We start from the raw sequence: 16,780 nt of genomic DNA on the forward strand, positions 1-16,780 counted from the left end.
GCAGCGCGGCACCACCCACACCACGCAGCACACTGCGCCGGCTGGGCGAAGGAAGAGAAAGACCCGAGGGGGAGAGGTCCATGTACGGCTCCTGACACGGCGGTCCGCAAAGGGACCAGAATCAAACGCGATCGCACAAACGCGACCGTTTGGATGCCAGGAAGAGTGAGCGTTGCGTGGGGGCACTGTCAAGGCCGTGTGTTCGATCCCTTACGAGGGAGGGCGCGCCGACCTCTCCGGAGAGTGCCTGGCCCCGGGGGTCTCGGAGCGTGCGGACCGGGGCTGGAGCGGTCGTAGGAGCCCTTGACGGATGGTCGTTTGCTGCGTAGACATGACCGCGCGATCAGACCGCGCGGTCTGGGGCGTTGGCCAGGAGGATTCATGGCATCAGGGGCGGACCGTGACGGGGCTTCCCCTGTGCCGCGCAGTGCGGACGTGGCCCGGCTGGCCGGGGTGTCGCGCAAGACGGTCTCGCGTGTTCTCAACGATGAGCCGTACGTCTCCGAGGAGGCCCGGCGTCGTGTCCTGGCCGCGGCGGAGGAACTCGGTTACCGGCTGAACCACGCGGCCCGGGCCCTGGCGTCCGGGCGCACCCGCTCACTGGGTGTCGTCGCCCTGGGGACGGCGGGATACGGAACGGCCTCGTTGCTCGTGCACATCGAACAGGCGGTGCGGGACGCCGGCTACGCGCTCCGCGTGATCAACACGCCCGACGGTGACCCGGAGGGCATCGCCGGTGCCCTGGGCTCGCTTCTCGAGCAGGGTGTGGACGGGGTCATCGTGTCCGAACCCGTGGTGAAGGGGGACGTCCCGCTGCGGGTCGACGTACCGGTCCTCTTCCTGGGAGCACCGCCCTCGTTCACCGCCACCCGGACGGTGACCGTGAGCGTGGGCGCCCGTCAACTGGCGCGGGCGGCCACCGAACACCTGCTCGGCCTCGGTCATCAGACCGTCCATCACCTGGCCGGCCCCCGGCAGTGGTACGCCACCAGGGACCGCATCGAGGGCTGGCGTGCGGCGCTCGCCGCGCGGGGCGCGTACGAGCCGCCGCTGCTCAACGGCGACTGGTCGGCCGCCTCCGGCTACGCGGCGGGTCAGGCGCTGGCCTCGGACACCTCGGTGACCGCGGTCTTCGCGGGGGGCGACGAGATGGCCATCGGGCTGATCCACGCCCTGCGGGAAGCCGGCCGGCGGGTACCGCAGGACATCAGCGTCATCGGCTTCGACGGCAACCCGGTCTTCGCCTACGTCTCCCCGCCGCTGACCACCGTGCGGCAGCCCTTCGCCGCCGCCGCGCGGGAGGGCGTCCGGCTGCTCGTGCACACCATCGAGGAACCCGACGCCGAACTCCCGCCCGCGAGCGAGCCACCGGTCGAACTCGTCGTCCGCGCCTCGACCGCGCCCCCGCCGTCCCACCCCGGCCTGCTGCCGCCCCGCGGCACCTGACGAGCGACGACCGTCCGCGTCAACGGGGTGGCCAGGGCTTGCCCTAGTCGTGATCCGAACCCGGCGCGGCGGCCCCGCCCGACGCCGGTTCGGGCTGTGCGTAGAGGATGTCGCGCGCCTGTTCCGCGGCGCGCATCATGCTGTCGGCGACGAAGTCGACGAAGCGGGCGACGTTCTCGAGGCGGACGGCGGCGGGTGTGTCGGGACCGAGGAGGCCGACGCCCTGCCGTGCGGTCCTGGCGAGTTCGGCGTTGGACCGGGCGGCGGCGATCATGCCCGTGAAGAAGACGTCGTTGTCGACGAGGTAACGGTCGCGGCGGCGTTCGTCGCGTTCCCGGCGGATGAGGCCCTGGCTGACGAGGAACGCCGTCGCCTTGGAGACGGAGGCGGGGCTGACGTCGAGCCGCTGGACGAGTTCGGACGCGGTGAGGCTGCCCGCGTCGGTGGTGTACAGACAGGTCAGCACCCGGGACATCATCTTGGGCAGGCCCTGCTGCATGAGGAGGGTTGTGAAGGTCTCCTCGTACTCGCGTACGGCCTCGGTGTCGCGTCCCTGGTCCCGCTGGGCTGTCTGGGGTCCCCTGGGGGCCGACTGCCTGCGTCGGTGGGCGCGGCGTTCGGTGGCGCGGTGGGCCAGGTCGGCGCGGTAGGCCGTGGGGCCGCCGTTGCGCATCACCTCGCGCGTGATCGTGGAGGTGGGGCGGTCGAGACGCCGGGCGATCTCCGCGTAGGCGAGCCCGTCGGCCAGCCCCGTCGCGATCTGCTGGCGCTCCGGCTGAGTGAGCCTGCCTCCGGGCATCCCGGTCTCCCCTCGAGCTTCCGTGCGGCGCCCGAGCATAGCGTTCACTCTTCTTCAAAGGCAACGAGCGGGACCGCTCCTCATCGGCGGTCGGCGACCAGGCGGAGAGCCGGTGCCTTGCGGAGCCGGGTGAAGGTGATGACCAGGGCGACGGCCTGGACGGCGGCGCAGGCCATGAGGACCCGGCCGAGGTGTGCCGGCGGAGTGAGCGCGACGAGAACACCGGCCCCGGGGAAGGGCAGCAGCAGGATCAGCATGGTCAGGGAGAGCGTGGCGCCGAGTGCCGTGGACGGGATGATCACGGAGCGCACCGTGCGCAGCACGACCGTGAGGCCGCCGTCCCCGGCCATGAAGATCGCCACCAGGATGGTGTAGGAGGCGTAGGACGGCGCCTGGGGGACGGCCAGACAGGCCGCGGAGGCGAGCGTCGCGGACACCACGCCCACCGCCCACAGGTCGAGCCGGCTCAGGACGAGACGACAGCAGGTGATCGCCAGCAGGGTCGCCACCGCGGCGGCGGACCACATGGTGCCGACGCTGGCCGAGGAGCGGTGGAACGTCTCCACGACGATCACCGGGCTGGCGGACTGCAGCAGACCGAGGGCGAGGTTCGAGCAGGTCAGTCCGGCCACGAGCCACCCCAGGGCGGGCAGCTTCAGCAGAGTGCGCATCCCTTTCCGCAGCCCGCTGACCTGTCCCGCCCCGGTCGTGGACGCGGCACGCAGCGGCGTCGGCGGCGTCTGCAGACCGAGCACGGCCGCGAACAAGGACACCGCGCTCAGGCATCCGAGCATCCATCCGGGTCCGGCCAGCAGCAGGAAACCGGCGAGCAACGGACCGATGACCGTGGCCGTCTGGTCGATGCCGACGAGGACCGCCTGGATGCCGTGCGGCCGTGCCGCCCCCCGTCGCGTGACGACCGCGCCGACGGCCTCGTTGGCGACGAAACCGAACTGGGAGAGGGTCCCGGTCACGGCCGCCAGCACCAGGATGACCGCGGTCTCCGCGGAGCCCCGCGGCAGCATGATCAGGGCGACCGCCGCGACCGCCACCACCGTGGCCCGTCCGAGGGATGCCAGGAAGCACACGATCGCCGCGCCGCGCCGGTCCACCACGTTCCCGGCGAGGACGAACGCGGCGATTCGCGGTGTCCATTCCAGTGCGAACGCGAGGCCCGTCAGTGACGCCGAACTGGTAATGGTCAGTACCAACAGCGGCATCGCGTACGTGGACATGGAAAAGGCCAGCGCATCACTCGCGCGCGGAGCATAGATTCGCCGAAAGAGGCTGCCGGACGGAATGGCGGCATGCCGGCCCGCGGGCCGGTCCTCGTGCACGGTGATGGCCAAGAACAGGGCTTTCGGTGAGGGGTGCTGAGGGGGACGGAAAGCGGCAGTTTCCCGCTCGGAAATGCGCTGTGCGGAAATGAACTGTGCTGCGGCAAATCTCGCAACGGCGACAGGGAAGGGAACTGACCTGCCGACGTCGGCAGTTGACGCCTGAACTATACCGCCCTCATACCGCTCGTATAGATGGAGTGCCGAACCCTTCGGCTGGTCCTGCGCGCGGATATGAGGTCATACCAGACGGATACCGATACTCGCCCTTTCGGAGTCCGGTTCGTTACGTACCGGCAATGGCGGAATCGTGCCTTCCGTGGTGCAGTCGAGCCGTGGCCCGATTCGACGTAATTCGGAAGAAGATCGGCAATCGCCGGAGACACGGCGAGGACGAATCCGCCGCCGCGGCGGAACGGCCCTCCCGGCTGACGGACCTCGTGGTCGCGCTGGTGCTGGGGGTTGCCGATGCCATGGCGTTGGCGGGCTTCGCCATCGTCATCGTCCTGGTCGGAATGGGCAACTCGGGAGACGGCGCGGGTGGAGGTGCGCCACGTCATCCTGGCTTCTCCTACTCGGGGCTCGCCCTGGCCTGGGTGCTTCCCGCCCTTCTCGCGCTGTCGACGTTCCTCCACGCGAGTCTGCGGATGCCGGTCACCGCGGTGGTCCAGGGACTGTCCTTCCTCGTCGCGACCCTGCTCGCGCTGGCCGCGACGAACATGCTGCTGTCCATCGCCTGACGCCTGTCAGGACGCCGCGTTCATCAGGTCGAGGGCGCTTTGCTGGCGGGCGGCGTCCGACGGGTCGAGCGGGCCGGCCCAGTGGAGTCCGTAGGCGTCGAGGGCGTTGCGGTCACTCGCATGGGCCGAGTCGGCCTGGCGGGCGATGTAGGAGGTGTAAGGGCGGTCGGAGAGCTGAGTGTTGAAGGCGTTCAGGCCGCGGATGAAGGCGCCCTTGAAGGAGGGGCCGTCACCGCCGCAGCCGTTCGTCTCGCACGGTTCGCGCAGGATTCCGCCGGAGTTGAGCGCCGAGGATGTCGTCGAGGCGTCACCGATCTGCCGTCCGGCCGCCAGCAGACCAGAGTCGCCCGTGGCCCGGAACAGTTCGGCCAGTCCACCCAGGAGCACGCCCTGGTTGTACGACCAAGCCGTGGACCCGTTGTTGCCGCACGTGGACAGGTCGATACCGTCGTTGACCAGGTGCGAGCCGTTGATCATGCCGGTGCTCCTGAACCAGGACCACTCCGCGTTCGCCCGGCCCAGATAGACCGTGTCGCCGCCGATGCGGTTGTGCAGGGCCGCGTTCAGCTCCAGATAGAGGGAGTTGGCGATGGCGTTCTTGTACGTCCGCGCCGTGCTCCACCACACCCCGCCCCCGCACGTGGAGTCCCAGTACCGGGCCATGTGGTCGGCGTCGGCGCGGGCGGTGTTCAGATAGCGGCTGTCACCGGTCAGGTCGTAGGCGTCGACCCAGGCCAGCCCCCACCAGCCCGTGTCGTCGATGTAGTCGTTGCGGAACTGGCCGCCCTGGGCGTTCAGTTGACGGTCGTAGGTGGTGGCCAACGCGTATGTGTAGCTGGGCATCCCCGAGACGCGGATGTTGTCGATGATCGCGGTCAGGGCGTTGGCGGAGTTCCACCAGCCGGTGGTGTCGAACAGACCCGTGGAGTTGTCGTACGACTGCATCAGCGCGGTCGCCGCCGCCGTGGACCGGCTCCAGGCGTTCCAGGTGGTACGGGCCCACGGCGTGCAGGCGATCTCGGCCCGGTCCCCGGCCTTGCCGCAGGCCCGCAGCGCGCCGACGCCGTGGTTGTTCCAGTCGTCGACGTTGTACATCAGCGTGCGCCAGCCCCGTTGTCCGGAGGGGATGGTGGTGTCGCCGAGCTTGCTGCCCGAACTCCAGGTGCGGCCGCCGTCGAAGGAGCGGTCGAGCCAGACCTCGTCGCCCGGGCTGCCGTTGTCGACCGAGGCCCAGCCCATCGCGTCGGTGTCGTCGAAGTGCAGCGTGACGGCGCGGGAGTAGACGGTGGCGGTGACGGGCTGCCGGTCCTGCGGGGACAGGGCCGGGTCGCGGGTGTCGCAGTACTTGTTGCAGATCGCCGCCGTGTCGGCGGCGCCCGCGACACCGGTGCCGACCGGGGTCAGCAGTGCCAGCGTGGCGATCAGACAGGTTCCGATGCTGCGGATGTGCCGTGTTGACCGGTTCATGTGGGCTCCAGGGATGTGGGGGGTGGGAGCTCAGGGAGTGAGATAGCAGGTCTTGCGGACGCCGGGCAGCGGATCGGTGCCGAAGGCCGTCGTCGCGCAACTCACGCCGCCCGTGAAGGACTTGTAGATGAAGCTGCCGCGTGCGCCGTAGGCGACGGTCTGCTGTCCGCCGAAGGTGCAACTGCCGCCCTCGTCGGCGCAGGCGGTGGCGTATCCGGCCGGACCGCCGGTGGCGGTGTAGCAGGTCTTGGCCTCGCCGGGGATCGGGTCGCCGAACCTGGCGTTGGTGCAGGGGGTGTCGCCGGTGGCGGTGACCGTGGTGAACGCGCCGTAGGCGCCGTAGGCGACGGGCTGCCCCGCGACGGCCGGGCAGGTGCCGCCCTCGGTGACACAGGCGGTGTAGCCGGGCGGGCCACCGGCGGGCGGCAGGTAGCAGGACTTGACGACGCCGTCGACGGGATCGCCGAAGTGGGCGTTGGAGCAGTCGACGGAGCCGTGCGCGACCTGGTGCGCGAAGTTGCCGTTCCCGCCGTACACGACGTCGCGGTTGTAGCCGGGGACGGAGCAGGTGCCGCCCTCGCTCGCGCAGACGGTGTATCCGGACGGGCCGCCCGCGTCGGCGACGTAGCAGGACTTGACGAGATTCACCGCCGGGTCACCGCCGAAGGAGGCGTTGCCGCACGCGGTGCCGTCGGTCACCGTCTTGTATGTGTACGTCCCCGCCCCGTACGCCACCGCCCGGGTGCCGCTGAAGGAGCAGGTGCCGCCCTCGCCGGCGCACCGGGTGAAGCCCGCGCGCAGGGCGCTCGTGCCCGGGGTGGCGGGCGCGGGCGGATCGCCGAGCCCGGTCGCGGTCACGCTGTAGCCGCCGGGGGAGACGCCCGTGAGGTACACGTAGCCGTCGTCCTGGCTCGCGCCGGTGATGCCGGGGACGGGGGTGAAGGAGCCGCCCCGCCACACGACGGCGCCGTTCACCGACACCGAGACGTCGCCGCCGAACTTCGGGACGCCGATCCTGCCGGTGGTCCCGCTCGGACTGGTCAGCCGCGCCGCGTAGGTGCCGGCGGCGGGATCGCGCGACCACGCGGCGTCGACGGTGCCCTGGGGCATGGTGATACGGCCCTCGGCACTGCTCAGGTCACCGGGGTGCGGGACGAAGCGGTAGGCGCCGGTCGCCGACTCGGGCGCGGTGCCGAGCACGTCGAAGGTGAGCGTGGAGGTGGGCGCGGTGGACCAGCCGTGGGCGAGGCTCATGTACGAACCGCCGTACGCGAGGCCGCCGTCGGCCTTCACGCCCTCCCAGAAGGTGCTCCGGGTGCCTATGTCGCTGTCCAGCATGTGGCCCCAGGTGCGGCGGATCTGGGCCAGGGCGCCGTAGTCGTCACCGGCGGTGAAGCGGGCGTTGAGCTCCATCCCGCCGGCGAAGGGTGACACGTTGCTGCCCCACTCGGGGGTCGTCGGGCCGTAGGCGCCCCAGCGGGTCCCGAGTTGCGTGACAATGCTCCGCGCCTTGGCCGCGGAGTCGGTCAACCCGTACCAGACGGCGAGCGAGTTGCCGTCCTGCGGATACAGGGCGCTGCCGGGGTTGTCCTTGTACATGCCCTGCGCGGGGTCCCACAGCAGGGAGTTCGCCGCCGACTTGAGCGCGGCCGCCCTGCTGGTCCAGCCGGCGGCGAGCGTGCCGTCGCCCTCGACCGTGGCCAGGCCGGCGCCGGAGGTGAGGGCCGCGTAGAGCAGCGCGTTGGCGGCGATGTTCTCGCCGCCCTGGCCGACCCGGGCCCAGTCCTGGGTGCGGGTCACGCCGAGCAGGCCGTCGGCCCCGATCTTGCCGGTGATGAAGGCCATCCCGCGCTTGTAGTTCGCCCACTCGGAGTCCAGCCATGCCCGGTCCGCCGAGTAGGTGTAGTAGGTGGCCGTGCCCAGCAGCGTCCAGGTGTGGTACGTGTCCGAGCCGGTCAGGCTGATCGGCGGCCCCGACCAGGGGATCTCGCCCTGCGCGGACTGGGCGTCGTACATCGTGGTGAGCGCGTTGCGGGTGGAGGTGAGGTCGCCCGAGTAGGCGTACTGCGTGGGTACGGAGATGCCCAGGTCGCCGGGCCACACGGCACGGTCCCGTTTGGCCCCGTCGACCAGGACGGAGCCCCCCGTGCCGACGGTCGCGCCGTTGTCCCAGCCCGAGGCCGGCGGGGGCCAGGCACGGCCCTGGTCGGAGGCGATCGTGTCCAACTGCACGGTGTACGCGCCCGCGTACCAGATGCGGTTGAGTAGATCGTCGCTGGAGTGGAAGTAGTTGGCGTAGTCGGCCGGGTTGGTCCTGCCCGGGTCGGCGGTGAAGGCGAGGGTGACGTCCTTGAGGTCCACCCACCCGGAGCTGTCGAGGAAGACCGTCAGGTACCGGAATCCGCCCCGCAGTTGGGCCGTCGGCATGGTGTAGGTGCCGTTCGCGGGGGCCGCGCCGAGGAGGGCGCCGTCGTCCCCGCCGCCCCCGTTGCTGCGGTCGCTGGTCGTGCCGACGTACAGCGACGACTCGCTGAAGGCCAGGCCGACGCGTTGGCCGCCGTCGCTGGTGGCGCCGAAGGACAACGTTGCCAGGCCGCCGACCTCCTTGCCGAAATCGAGGGTGATGGCCGACTGGGAGCCGGAGATCCGCGTCGGCTGCCCGCTCAGGACGTTCTGCGGGTTCGCCACGGTGCCGGACGTGCGATGGACGGCGACCGGCTTGACCGTGCGTGAGGTCGGCGCGTAGTTGAGGGGGTCGACTTCCGCCGCCGACACGGCCGTTGTGGTCACCGGCCCCGCCGCGGCGGCGGACGGCGCGGGAGCCGTGGCGAGTACGGCGGCCACCGCCGAGGCGAGGCCGAGCAGGCCTCTGAGGCGGGAGGGCCGGTTCAGTGGGGGGCGGCGGCGCATCGGGACCTCCCGGAACGGGGCAGGGAACGCGAAGGGTCTGAATCGATTCAAAGAGGTCGATCGCGACGGCCCGGGCCCGAACGGATCGTGGGATGGTGCGGCGCCTCGCCGAAGTGGCACCGATGATGGGCGCCCCGCAATCGGTGTGTCAACCCGTCGGGGAGTTGTGGAAGTCGCTTACTGGGAAAGCGACTTGCTGCATTGACAGGTTCCTGGTGGAGCGGTTCACTGCTGCGGGCTGACGGTACGTCAGACCCGCTGGCTCTGGGTGATGTCAGTGGGGTCGGGCGAGTTGCTCGACCCGGCGGTGGAGGTCCTCCACGTGGTGTTCGGACTCGGGCTTCATCAGGACGCTGCGCAGGATGCGTGCGCCGTCCTCGTCTGCGGTGATCTTCGGATGGCGTGCCGTGAACGCCTCCCGGTCGGCTCGGAGGGTGCCGAGGAACACCGGGTCGGCGCCGGTCATGCCGTCCGCGAGGACGGACGCGGACGCCGCGTCGACCGCGCTCAGGGTGGCCGGTTCCAGCAGGGGGAAGTAGCCGACGATGTCCAACTCGGGCCGCTGGTACAGCTCCAGCACCTCGGACGCGGTGATCAGGTCCGCCCAGCGCAGGGCGGCCCGTCGGCCGGCCGCCAGCACCCGGCCGAGACCGTCCGGGGTCGGCGGCAGCAGCCGGAAGGTGAGCCACAGCGCGGCGGCCGACGCGCCCGCCCGGGAGCACTCCAGGCTGATCTCGCCGAGGTGGAGGTCGGGGGAGGTGAAGTAGGTGTACGGCGAGTCGTGGAGGTAGAAGCGGCCCACCTCGGGGTCGCGGAAGAGGACGGCGCCGCAGCCGTAGGGCTGGAGCCCGTGCTTGTGCGGGTCGATGACGACGGAGTCGCAGTGGGTGATGGCCCGCCAGGGCTCGGCGGGCAGCCCTTCGGGGCCGTCGGCCCCGGCCAGCAGGGTGAAGAAGCCGCCGTAGGCGGCGTCGACATGGAGTCGGACGCCGTGGCGTTCGCGCAGGGCGAGGGCGGTGTGGATCGGGTCGACGGCGGCGAGGCCGGTGGTGCCGGCGGTGAGCACGACCGTTCCGACCTCGCCGGTGCGCAGGACGTCCTCCAGTGAGTCGAGGCTGATACGGCCGCGGTCGTCGGTGGGGATCGGGTAGCCCTTCATGCCGAGGACGTGGCACATGCGGCTGTGGGTGTAGTGCGCGTCGGCGCTGTAGGCGACGCCCCGGCCGGGGTGGAGTTCCCGGGCGACGAACAGGGCTTCCAGGTTGGCGATGGTGCCGCTGGTGGTGAGGTGGCCGAGGTGGGTGTCGTAGCCGAACATCGCGGCGAGCTGTGCGACCGCCTCGCGTTCCATCGCGGCGGTGGCGGGACCGCCGTCCAGGGCGTGGTTGTTGGGGTTGATCAGCATCGCGGTCAGATAACCGACCACGGCCGCGGGATGCGGCGGCTTGAGCATCTGCCCCGCGTAACGCGGATGGAAGAAGGGGTAGTTGTCCCTCAGGCGTCCGGTGAGCTCCTCGAAGGCGGCGGCGAAGCGGGTGTCGTCGACGTGGAGTGCCGGGTGCGGCCGGTAGGGGCCGTAGCCGTCGGCCCACTCCTGTATCGCTTCGGTGGCCCGGCCCAGCCAGTGCTGCAGATCCATGGGTTCTCCCTTGCGTGAGTCTCTCCTGCGGGGGCGGGCTCAGCTTACGATTTAGTTGACTACTCAGCAATTGACTGCTCAGTAATTGAGGCATTGGTAGGTGAGGCGGCAGTAAAGTGGCCATGGACCGGACCCGGCGCGGAGCCGACGGCATGAGAGGACGACGACTGGTGAATGCCGCCACTGGACGGGGCGGCGAGGCCGCCGCCCGCGCCGCGAACAGCCGACGTGTGCAGGAGTTCGGGCTGCTGATCAAGGCCGCCACGCTGCTGGAGCAGCGGATCGACACCGTCCTGCGGCGTGAGTGCGGGATCGGGCACACGATGTTCGAGGTCCTCATCCGACTCTGCCGGCAGCCGGACGAGCGGGTCTCGCAGCGCGAACTCGCCGACGACCTCACCCTGACCAGCAGTGGCATCACCCGGCTGATCGACCGCATGGAGGAAGCCGGCCTCGTGCGTCGTGTGCCGGCACCCGGCGACCGCAGAAGCGTCCTGGTCCAGCCGACCGAACACGGGCACGCCGTGTTCCTCCGGGCAGCGGCCGCTCACGCCGAGATCGTCGAGCAGTACTTCGTCACGCCGGTGGCCGGCGAGGACTACAGACGGCTCACCAACGCACTGGAAGTGATCAACAAGGCACTGCGCGAGGGGTGACGGAGCGGCGGAGCGCAGCGCTGCGTCAGGGCTCGACACGCGGCACGCAGGTCTGCCAGGTCCCACGCGCCGGTGCGGGCGCGGTGGGCGTCCGGGAGCGGACCGGGTTCCGCGATCCCGGCCTGGCCCGGTTCGGTGTACAGCGGCGCCCACGTCGGACAGTCCGGAAGCGTCGCATCTGCCGACGCTGAAGGAGACGATGGCCGCGGCCGGACGGGACCTCTCGGAGCCGGAGATGGTCGGCGGCACCCAGGCCGTCTTCCCTCCGCGGCGCATCCGGGAACGGGCAGGGCTCGTGGGTGAGGGGCGTGGCTGTGTAAGTTCTCGCAAGGGGTAGGTGACCCGGGCCGTCCCGGGGCCGTGGTGAGCGTGGAGGTGCGGTGTGGTGACACGGGGTCGGGTCGTGCGGTTCGACGAGGTGCGGGGATATGGCTTCATCCGCCCCAGGGACGGTGGCGAGGACGTCTTCATGCACGCCAACGACCTGATCGACGAGAAGTACCTGTACCAGGCGGGCAGCGAGGTCGAGTTCTCCCTGGAGCAGGGCGAGAAGGGGCCGAAGGCCTCGGACATCCGCCTCGTCCGCCACGCCGGCCATGACCACCATGACCACCGCAGCAACCGTGCGGCCCCGTCGTTCTCGGAGGTGCCGCTGCGGCACGGGGACGTCCAGGACATCGACGGCGAGGTCGAGTTGCTCTCGGTGGAGGACTTCCGCATCGATCTCACCGAGGCCCTCCTGGAACACGCGGGAAGCCTGACGGTCGCCCAGCTCAAGGAGGTGCGGGCCTGTGTCGTCGACCTGGTCCGCAAACGCGGCTGGATCGTGGACTGACCCCGAGGTCCCGCCGGACCGTCGAGGACGCGGCACGCCGTCCGGGTGGACCCGGCGCCCGGGTCCTCGCCGAACCCCGAGCTCCCGTCGTACTGGCGCCGGGCCGAGGTCGTCGCCTCCGGCATCGACCTGGCCGGTCAGTCTCTCGGGGGGACCGATTGCGGTGGGGACGGGATCCGGGCCGTGGTGATCGTCATGGGCGTGCCGGTGACCGCGATGAGGTAGGTGCGCGGATGCTGGTCGGCCGGCATCGGGAGGAAGCCTCCGGGAGGCTCCACGAGGTAGTCGGCGGACGCGTGGGGGGCCAGTTCGGCGGGCCCTGAGGCGATGGTCCACCAGTCGGAGGCACCCTGGCCGACGCGATCGGCGAAGTGCGGGGTGAGGGTCGTACCCGTGGTGTTGACGGCGTGTACGCGCACGGCGGTGACGCCGGCACTCGAGCGGTGCGCGGTGAAGTGCGGGGCGAGGCTCAGCCGCAGGGGCGGCGGGCTCGCGGCGGCGATCGCCACGCACACGAACGCCGGCACGAGCAGGCCGGCGGCCAGGAAGCCCTTGGCGCGGCGGCCGGTGACACGGGGCAGCCGCGGCTGCCAGGCGCTGGCGAAGGCGGCGGCCGGGACGGTGGCGACGGCCGCCAGCCACAGCGGCGTCATCAGCATGTAGTAGCCGTCCTGGGACCGCGTGGCCAGGTAGAACGCGCACCAGGGCAGCACGGTCAGGGCGGGACCCAGCCGCCGTACGAACAACAGTGTGGCGGCCAGTAGAGCGAGCAGGAGCAGCAGGCTGCCGTAGGAGTAGTAGTCGAGGCGGCTGCTGCCCGCGGTGAAGTAGTAGGAGATGCCCATCACGCCCTGGCCGTGCAGGATCGCCTTCTGGTCGAGCGGCAGCAGCGTGCCGTGCAGCCAGGAGGAGAACTGCTGGACGGCGAAGTAGGCGTTGATGGCGGCCCAGCTCAGCGCGGCGGTGGCGGCGTAGCGGGCGGTGACCGCCAGCCCGCGCCGGCGACCGAGCTCTCCGCGCCGGAGGGCGTACAGGCCGATCAGCAGGAACGGGAGCAGGAACCACGCCAGTTGCTGGGCGGCACAGGCGGCACCCAGACAGGCCGCACGCAGCACACCGCCCGGCCCCAGCCGGCCGCCCGCGCCGGTGGCCGGCCAGCGGACCACCACCGGGACGAGCAGGGCGAGCGCGGTGATCGCCGTGTAACCGGAGTACGCGTAGTGCGGCAGAAGGCCGAAGCCCAGGCACACGGCCGTGGCCGCGGACCGCCAGGGAACCGGGAGCAGGAACCAGAGCAGCACCGAGGATGCGGCCAGCGCGCCCGTGGTGACCAGGGTGGCGGCCGCCGTCGAGTGCACGACGGCGTGCACCGGCGCGGCGAGCAGCGCGGTCAGCGGCGGATACCCGTAGGTGTAGTCGGCGCCGCCCGACATGGTCTTGGTGACTCCGACGGTCGGTGTGTCGAACAGCCAGGGCCAGGGCTGGCCGTAGACGGGGTGGCCACGCAGGATCTCGCTCGCGGCCTGGGCGGTCAGCACCCCTTCGTCGGCGCCCGCGTGATCGAGGACGTAACCGCAGGCGACGAGCGTGAGGGCGGTCAGCAGGACCAGGACGTCGACGCGGACCAGCGCCCGCCGGCTCCGGACGAGCAGGCTCAGGACGCCGCACACCAGGATCGAGGCGTAGCAGACGGAGATGACGCCGGCGACGGCCGGATGCGAGTCCATCGCGGTGGTCCAGGCGTCGCGCGTGCCGATGAAGAGGCTGATCGTGGCCACCAGGGTCATGCCCCGGTGCAGCTGCCGCGGCGCGTCGGCCGGCAGGCCCGGCTCCGGGACGGGCGGCGAGGGAGGTACGGCGGGGCGGGTCAGCGGACGGCGACGGATTTCCATGCCCGGACCTGCCTCGTGGGTGTCGGCCATGGCGGCCACCTCCTTCAGCCCTCTCCGCCGCCGGGACGCCCCCTTGAGTCCGGGCAGCGGAAACCCTCCCCTACTACATCATGTAGAGGGGGTTTCCGCGGTTCGGGTTCCATCGGACGGGTGGCCGCGAGTGGGGCCTTCGGCCTCCGTCGGCCGGTGGCGGCGAGTTTGACCTTCGACGAGCAACCCGCAACCCCCGAACCCCCTCTACACAGTTGAGGCCGCGCGGACCGCGTCCTCGGCCGTCCCGGCGCCGAAAGCGCACGGAGGGGAAAGGACAGGGTGTGCGGAACCGGGAGACGGCAGGGACCGTGCCCGTGCTCGACGACGGGGAACGGACCGGCCGGCTCAGATGGCCCCTGGTGCGGTGGCACAACCTGCTGCTGACCCTGTGGACGGCGGTCTGGTTCGTCGTCGCCGAACGCCACGAGGCCGTGTCCTGGCACTATCTGCGCACCGGCCAGCAGCTCCTGTTCAACCAGATGCCCGGCGGCGGCCTGGCCCTCTACGCCAACCACCCCGAGCTGCAGATCGGCCCGGTCAGCTTCCTCGTCGCCGGACTGTTCGCGCCGTTCCCGCCCGAGCTCGGCGAGAAGCTCGCCGACCTGGTCATGTCGGTGCTGGGCCTGTACATGCTGGTCCTGGTCGGCAGGGCCGCCGCGGACCACTACCGGGGTACGGGGATCAACCACCGCCGACTCCAGCAGCGGGTCCTGGTCGCGGGGGCGGCCTTCATCCCCATGTGGGTCGAGGTCGCGGTGCGGTTCGCCCACCTCGACGACGTCCTGGCGCTGTTCTTCACCACGCTCGCCGTGCGCGCCCTGGTGCGCGGCAGAGCCACCGCGGTCGGCGTCTTCCTCGCGCTCGCGGTCGGCTGCAAACCCTGGGCGGTCGGCTTCCTGCCACTGCTGCTGGCACTGCCGCGGGCCACGTGGGCGCGCGCCGCCGCCTGGCTGTTCGGCCTGGTGGCGGTGGCCTGGCTGCCGTTCTACCTCACCCACACCGAGACCCTGGCCGCGGCCCGCTTCACCATCCCCAACCAGCCCGCCTCCGCGCTGCGCTGGTTCGGCGTGCACGATCCCGTCACCCCCTCGTGGGACCGGCCCGCCCAGATGGCGCTCGGTGTGGCGCTGGGCGCCCTCGCCGTGCGCCGGGGCCGCTGGCCGGCGGTCGTCCTGCTCTCCGCGGACGCCCGTATCGCCCTGGACCCGAGCGTGTACACGTACTACAACGCCTCGGTCCTGCTGGGCACCCTGATCTGGGACTCCATCGGTCAGCGGCGCCTGGTCCCCTGGGTCAGCTGGATCGCCCTGATCTCCCTCTACGGCAGCGCCCTGCTGGTCCCCTCCGCCTCCGCCCAGGGGCTGATCCGCCTCGCCTTCGCCGTCGGTTCGGCGGCCTACGTCCTGTGCTGGCCGCAGCGCACCCCACGCGGCAGACGCGGCGGCGGACGCCCACCGACCCCACCGTCACCCGAGCGGGGCGTCGCGGGCGGACCACCCCTGCGTACGGCGCCCCCGCCGGCGCGCCGCTACCGCGCCGAGCCCGGCCCCACCCGCTCAGTGCGCCCGGGACGGCGGCTGCCCCGCTGCTCGACGTGAGGGGAGCGGGCCCGCGGGCAGCCGCGGGGACTGGTCGCCCGCGCCGCCAAAACCAGGTGCGGGCGGGGCGCCGTCCTTGGCAGGCTGCGGCGGTGAACCGTGAACGCATGTCCATGATCGCCCACACCGGGCACCCCATAAAGGCCCCGCTCGACGACGACTCGGTACGGCGGCTGCTGGACCGCGGGCTGCCCAGGGGCGACGAGCGGGTGCTCGACCTCGGGTGCGGAAGCGCGGAGTGGCTGCTGCGGGCCCTGGCCACGCGACCGGACCTCCGTGCCGAGGGCGTCGACATCTCCGGCGACGACCTGGCGCGGGCGCGGCGGGCCGCGCACGAACTCGGTGTCGGCAACCGGCTCGTCCTGCACCACCGGAAGGCCGAGGAGTTCGTCTCGCCCGAGCCGTTCGACGCGGTGCTCAGCTTCGGTGCCACCCACGCCTTCGGCGGCCTCCTCCCGACGCTCGCCGCCGCCCGCCGGCATCTGGCCCCCGGCGGCCGGGTCCTGATCGGGGAGGGAATCTGGGAGCGGCCCCCGTCCCCGGAGGCGGTCGGCATCCTCGGGGACCTCGGCGACCTCGCGACCACCGTGGAGCGTGTCGTGGCCGACGGCTGGACCCCCGTCGACGGGCACATCAGCACCCGTGCCGAACTGGACGCCTACGAATGGGCCTGCTGGGGCTCCCTGGCGGAGTGGGCCCTGGACCACCCCGACGACCCGGAGGGACCGGCGGTCCTGCGGACGGCCGGCACCCGCCGCTCGGAGTGGCTGCGCGGTTACCGGGACACCTTCGGTTTCGTCTCCCTGGTCCTGCGCCGCACACAACAGGGCGCCTGAGCCTGGCTCTTGGCGAGCGGACGCGCCACCCTGGACAGCAGCGACCACGTCGAGGAGGACCCATGAGATCGAGCAGCTGGCCGTGGTTCTGCGCCTGGCTCGCGGTAGGAGCCCTGGGCTCGCTCGCACTCCTCGCCATCCTCACCATCGGCGTCTACCTGCTTCCCCTCGCCCTGCTGGCGGCCGGCCTGCTGGGCACCCGGCGCGGCTCCTCGGCCGGACTGCCGGGACTGGTCTCGGGGCTGGGGGTGCCGCTGCTGTACGTGGCCTTCCTCAACCGGGGCGGCCCGGGGAACGTGTGCACGACGACGTCCACGAGCCAGTCCTGCGTGGACGAGTACAACCCCTGGGTGTGGCTGGCCGCGGGGGTGATCTTCCTGCTCGCGGGCATCGTGCTCGGCGCGGTACGGCAGCGCCGGACGACGCTCCGCTGAGCGCGACGGGTCCTTCGGTGGCCCCGAGGGTCCGGTCGGCCCCTGCCGGACGAAGGCCGCACCCCGGACAGTCGAAGGACGCGGGGAGTCGCTCCTGAGATGCCGGAGCGCCACCCCGCCGGGAGGGGCGGCAGGCGTGCTTGGCCTGGTGGGCGTCG

Annotated in this window: 13 protein-coding genes; 7 read left to right on the forward strand and 6 right to left on the reverse strand. The window is 71.5% G+C overall.

What is annotated here, in order from left to right:
* Window positions 1–381: 381 nt before the first annotated feature.
* Window positions 382–1,446 carry a LacI family DNA-binding transcriptional regulator gene (locus tag ACWCQ1_RS30215; protein WP_358602684.1) on the forward strand — a complete coding sequence of 355 codons (1,065 nt, stop codon included), beginning with the start codon at window positions 382–384 and terminating at the stop codon, window positions 1,444–1,446.
* 43 nt (window positions 1,447–1,489) lie between these two features.
* On the opposite strand, the gene ACWCQ1_RS30220 is transcribed toward ACWCQ1_RS30215, so the two are convergent.
* Together ACWCQ1_RS30220 and ACWCQ1_RS30225 are read right to left on the reverse strand one after the other, a co-directional pair.
* Complete coding sequence (locus tag ACWCQ1_RS30220) at window positions 1,490–2,245, reverse strand: helix-turn-helix domain-containing protein (protein ID WP_358602687.1); 756 nt, start codon at window positions 2,243–2,245, stop codon at window positions 1,490–1,492.
* A gap of 80 nt (window positions 2,246–2,325) precedes the next feature.
* Window positions 2,326–3,594: an MFS transporter gene (locus tag ACWCQ1_RS30225; protein ID WP_451027807.1), complete on the reverse strand. Its 1,269-nt coding sequence runs from the start codon at window positions 3,592–3,594 to the stop codon at window positions 2,326–2,328.
* 323 nt (window positions 3,595–3,917) lie between these two features.
* Between ACWCQ1_RS30225 and ACWCQ1_RS30230 the strand changes: the two genes are divergently transcribed.
* Window positions 3,918–4,322 carry a hypothetical protein gene (locus ACWCQ1_RS30230; RefSeq protein ID WP_358602690.1) on the forward strand — a complete coding sequence of 135 codons (405 nt, stop codon included), beginning with the start codon at window positions 3,918–3,920 and terminating at the stop codon, window positions 4,320–4,322.
* 6 nt (window positions 4,323–4,328) lie between these two features.
* Here ACWCQ1_RS30230 and ACWCQ1_RS30235 read toward each other — a convergent pair whose 3' ends face one another.
* The 3 genes from ACWCQ1_RS30235 to ACWCQ1_RS30245 all read right to left on the reverse strand — a co-directional run bounded on the left by ACWCQ1_RS30235 (window position 4,329) and on the right by ACWCQ1_RS30245 (window position 10,338).
* Window positions 4,329–5,789, reverse strand: coding sequence for a glycoside hydrolase family 76 protein (locus ACWCQ1_RS30235; RefSeq protein ID WP_451027808.1), 1,461 nt, complete (start codon window positions 5,787–5,789; stop codon window positions 4,329–4,331).
* A gap of 30 nt (window positions 5,790–5,819) precedes the next feature.
* A complete protein-coding gene (locus ACWCQ1_RS30240; RefSeq protein ID WP_451027809.1) occupies window positions 5,820–8,699 on the reverse strand; it encodes an alpha-L-rhamnosidase-related protein in 2,880 nt (959 codons plus the stop codon).
* A 274-nt stretch (window positions 8,700–8,973) separates the two neighbouring features.
* The gene (locus ACWCQ1_RS30245) at window positions 8,974–10,338 is read right to left on the reverse strand and encodes a pyridoxal phosphate-dependent decarboxylase family protein (protein WP_451027810.1); all 1,365 of its coding nucleotides are present in this window, start codon (window positions 10,336–10,338) and stop codon (window positions 8,974–8,976) included.
* Between the two features lie 170 nt (window positions 10,339–10,508).
* Between ACWCQ1_RS30245 and ACWCQ1_RS30250 the strand changes: the two genes are divergently transcribed.
* Together ACWCQ1_RS30250 and ACWCQ1_RS30255 are read left to right on the forward strand one after the other, a co-directional pair.
* Complete coding sequence (locus ACWCQ1_RS30250; RefSeq protein WP_451027811.1) at window positions 10,509–10,994, forward strand: MarR family winged helix-turn-helix transcriptional regulator; 486 nt, start codon at window positions 10,509–10,511, stop codon at window positions 10,992–10,994.
* Between the two features lie 382 nt (window positions 10,995–11,376).
* The gene (locus tag ACWCQ1_RS30255) at window positions 11,377–11,829 is read left to right on the forward strand and encodes a cold-shock protein (protein WP_133049312.1); all 453 of its coding nucleotides are present in this window, start codon (window positions 11,377–11,379) and stop codon (window positions 11,827–11,829) included.
* Window positions 11,830–11,966: 137 nt separating this feature from the next.
* On the opposite strand, the gene ACWCQ1_RS30260 is transcribed toward ACWCQ1_RS30255, so the two are convergent.
* Entirely contained in the window at window positions 11,967–13,751 is a 1,785-nt protein-coding gene (locus tag ACWCQ1_RS30260) for a hypothetical protein (protein ID WP_358602705.1), read from the reverse strand.
* A gap of 284 nt (window positions 13,752–14,035) precedes the next feature.
* On the opposite strand from ACWCQ1_RS30260, the gene ACWCQ1_RS30265 reads away from it, so the two are divergent.
* The 3 genes from ACWCQ1_RS30265 (at window position 14,036) to ACWCQ1_RS30275 (ending at window position 16,622) form a co-directional block, all read left to right on the forward strand.
* Complete coding sequence (locus ACWCQ1_RS30265) at window positions 14,036–15,352, forward strand: hypothetical protein (protein ID WP_451027812.1); 1,317 nt, start codon at window positions 14,036–14,038, stop codon at window positions 15,350–15,352.
* 92 nt (window positions 15,353–15,444) lie between these two features.
* Complete coding sequence (locus tag ACWCQ1_RS30270) at window positions 15,445–16,188, forward strand: SAM-dependent methyltransferase (RefSeq protein ID WP_358602708.1); 744 nt, start codon at window positions 15,445–15,447, stop codon at window positions 16,186–16,188.
* Window positions 16,189–16,250: 62 nt separating this feature from the next.
* On the forward strand, window positions 16,251–16,622 hold the full coding sequence (locus ACWCQ1_RS30275; protein ID WP_451027859.1) for a hypothetical protein: 372 nt from the start codon (window positions 16,251–16,253) through the stop codon (window positions 16,620–16,622).
* The last annotated feature ends 158 nt before the right edge of the window (window positions 16,623–16,780 follow it).

It is taken from the genome of Streptomyces sp. NPDC002144, assembly GCF_053593695.1.

Coding starts and splice junctions, on each gene's coding strand:
- ACWCQ1_RS30215 (WP_358602684.1), top strand. CDS start 382: ATGGCATCAGGGGCGGACCGTGACGGGGCTTCCCCTGTGCCGCGCAGT.
- ACWCQ1_RS30220 (WP_358602687.1), bottom strand. CDS start 2,245: ATGCCCGGAGGCAGGCTCACTCAGCCGGAGCGCCAGCAGATCGCGACG.
- ACWCQ1_RS30235 (WP_451027808.1), bottom strand. CDS start 5,789: ATGAACCGGTCAACACGGCACATCCGCAGCATCGGAACCTGTCTGATC.
- ACWCQ1_RS30240 (WP_451027809.1), bottom strand. CDS start 8,699: ATGCGCCGCCGCCCCCCACTGAACCGGCCCTCCCGCCTCAGAGGCCTG.
- ACWCQ1_RS30245 (WP_451027810.1), bottom strand. CDS start 10,338: ATGGATCTGCAGCACTGGCTGGGCCGGGCCACCGAAGCGATACAGGAG.
- ACWCQ1_RS30260 (WP_358602705.1), bottom strand. CDS start 13,751: ATGGCCGACACCCACGAGGCAGGTCCGGGCATGGAAATCCGTCGCCGT.
- ACWCQ1_RS30275 (WP_451027859.1), top strand. CDS start 16,251: ATGAGATCGAGCAGCTGGCCGTGGTTCTGCGCCTGGCTCGCGGTAGGA.